The organism is Streptosporangium sp. NPDC023615 (assembly GCF_040640155.1).
Taxonomy (GTDB): domain Bacteria; phylum Actinomycetota; class Actinomycetes; order Streptosporangiales; family Streptosporangiaceae; genus Streptosporangium.
Genome location: NZ_JBFABE010000157.1, coordinates 1 through 2,701 on the forward strand (window position 1 = coordinate 1; position 2,701 = coordinate 2,701).

Here is a 2,701-nt window from a genome sequence, read left to right on the forward strand (position 1 = left end):
ACGGCCGGTCGACCCGGACGTGAAGATCACGTACGCGAGCGAGTCCGGCAGGTCCTCCGCCACCGCGCCGACCAGGTCGGCCGGTTCGGCGGGCCCGGTGGGGACGGGGGGCGGCAGGACGACGACGCGCACCCCTTCGGGTGCCTCGTCCGCCAGGTCGGCGGAGGTCAGCACCACCGAGGCGCCCGCGTCGTCGAGCATGCCGCGCATCCGGGCGAGGGGGTGTCCCGGCTCCAGCGGCAGGTAGGCGCCCCCGGCGGCGAGGACGCCGAGCAGGGCGGCCGGAAGGTCCGCGCTCCGTTCGAGCAGCACCCCCACCGGCCGGTCGTGCGAGACCCCGGCGCGGTACAGCTCCGCGGCGATCGCCGAGGCGCGCCCGGCCAGCTCGCGGTAGGTGGTCCAGGAGCCCTCGAAGGCCACCGCCGGGGCGTCGGGGGTCAGCGCCGCCTGCGCGAGGAACAGGCCGTGCAGGGTGCCGCCCGCCGGGTGGGCGCGACCGGTGGCGTTCCACCGGTCGATCGTCTCGTTCTCGGCCGGGTCGATCGTCGGCTCGCCGGTCAGCGCGTCGATCACCCGCCCGGCCAGGGACTCCATCTGCTCGCGCGGGAACTGCGAGGCGTCGTAGGACAGCGTGAGGGTCAGGCCGCCTCCCGGCAGGCGGACGAAGGCCACCGTGCACGGCATGTCGGTCTGCTCGAAGAACTCCTGTCCGGTGATCGCCACACCGTCGCCTGACAGGCCCCCGTACACGTGGAAGTCCCGGAAGTCGAACAGGGTGTCCAGCAGCGGTGAGCGCCCGGCGGCCTGCTGGATCTCGAACAGCGGGTAGTGCCGGTAGGGCACCGCCGCCACCTCCGCGTCGAACACCCGCCGGATCAGGGCGGCCCGGTCGCCCGCGTCGAGGCGCACCCGGAGCGGCAGCGTGTTGAGGAACAGTCCCAGCACCTCGCCGCCGCCCTCGGTCTCCGGACGGCCGTGCCCGAGGACACCGGCCATCACCTCCCGCTCGCCGGTGACGTGACCCAGCGCCGTCAGGTAGGCGGCGAGCAGGGTGGTGCGCAGCGGCACCCGCAGCTCGCGGCTCCGCCGCTCCAGCTCCGCCACCGTCCCGTCCGGTACGGGCACGGCCACCACCTCGGCGGCGCGCGGCCCGCCGGTCGGGAACCCCGGCAGCCGGGGCAGGCGGCTCTCCGGGGCGTCCTCGACGCGCTCACGCCAGAACTCCCGCGCCTCGGCCGAGGCCGTCGCCGCCCGCTCGGCCGCGACCAGGTCCCGGAACAGGGCCCGGGGCAGATCCCGGGGCAGATCCCGGGGCGGGGTCTCCCGTGGTTCCCCCCGTGGTTCCCCGGGTGACGCGGACCCGGAGTGGCCGGTGTCCGTGCCGCCGGTGCCGGTGCCGGTGCCGGTGGCGGTGCCGCTGCCGACGGCGGCGGCGTAGCGGCCCAGCAGCTCGGTGACCAGCGCCGCGACGCTCCAGCCGTCCAGGATCGCGTGGTGGAAGCTGAGGCTGAGCGCGAACTCGTCCTCGTCCAGCACGTGCGCGTACGCCCGCAGCAGCGGCGGGGACGACCAGTCGAACCCGTTGCGCTTCTCCGCCTCCCGCCAGGAGGCCAGCCGCTCGCGCGGGCCGTCGCCGGTGACGTTCCCGCCGGGGACGTTCCCGCCCTCCGTCGCGGCGCCGTCGCGCAGGTCGACGACCTCCAGCGGGACGGTCACGTCGTCGTGCACGAGCTGCAGCGGCTCGCTGAACCCGGTCAGGTCGAAGGAGGTGCGCAGCACCGGATGGCGTGCCGCGACCTGGGCCAGCGCCCCGGTCAGCGCCCGGACGTGCAGGGCGCCGCGCAGCGTGACGGTCATCAGGTCGTGGTAGGTGGGGCTGTCGGGTTCGAGTTCGCTGTGATACAGCATCCCCGCCTGCAGCGCCGCCAGCGGGTACGCGTCCTCGATCATCGTTCGCCCTTCCTGAGCTTGGCCAGATCCGCGGCGCTGAGCATGCCGAACGCGCCGGTGGCGGCCTTCGGCTCCGGCTCGGCGGCGGGACCCGCGCCTGGTGTGTCCAGTACGGAGGCCAGCTCGGCCACGGTCTGGTGGGTGAACAGCCGCTGCAGGTCCAGCGTGTGGCCCCGGCGGCGCAGGCCCGCGACCACCGAGAGGCTGAGGATGGAGTCACCGCCGACGGAGAAGAAGCCGTCGTGACGGCCCACCTTCTCCAGGCCGAGCACCTCCCGCCACACCTCGGCCACGTCCTGCTCGGCACCGGGACGCGGGGGCTCCCAGTCCGCGGCGCCGGAGTGCGGCGACGGTGACGGCAGCGCCGCCCGGTCCAGCTTGCCGTTCGGGGTGAGCGGGAGGGCCTCCAGCTCGACCCAGAGGGTGGGGATCATGTGCTCGGGCAGCTCCTCGCGGAGCCGGTCCCTGAGCCGGTCGTGCAGCTCCGGGTCCCCCGTGGGTTCTCCGACGCCGCGCCGGTCGTGCGGCTCCGAGTGCCGTGTGGACTCCCCGGCCCGTCCGCCGCCCTCGCGTGCCGCCTCGCCGGAGGGGGCTCCGGCGCCGGGGCGGCGCACGACGTAGCCGACCAGCCGGGCCCCGCCGGGGCCGTCCCGGGTCACGCCGACCGCCGCGGCGCTCAGCTCGGGGTGGCGGGCGAGCGCGGCCTCGATCTCGCCGGGTTCGACGCGCATGCCGCGGATCTTGGTCTGGG

At 75.6% G+C, this 2,701-nt stretch carries 2 protein-coding genes; both read right to left on the bottom strand.

Features of this window, described 5'->3' with window-relative positions; translation table 11 throughout:
- The coding region (locus tag AB0G16_RS38610) for a condensation domain-containing protein (protein ID WP_362815971.1) at positions 1 to 1,950 on the bottom strand (1,950 nt) is incomplete at its 3' end.
- Positions 1,947 to 2,701: phosphopantetheine-binding protein (locus tag AB0G16_RS38615; protein ID WP_362815973.1), on the bottom strand; the 755-nt coding region annotated here is incomplete at its 5' end. The genes AB0G16_RS38615 and AB0G16_RS38610, both read right to left, overlap by 4 nt.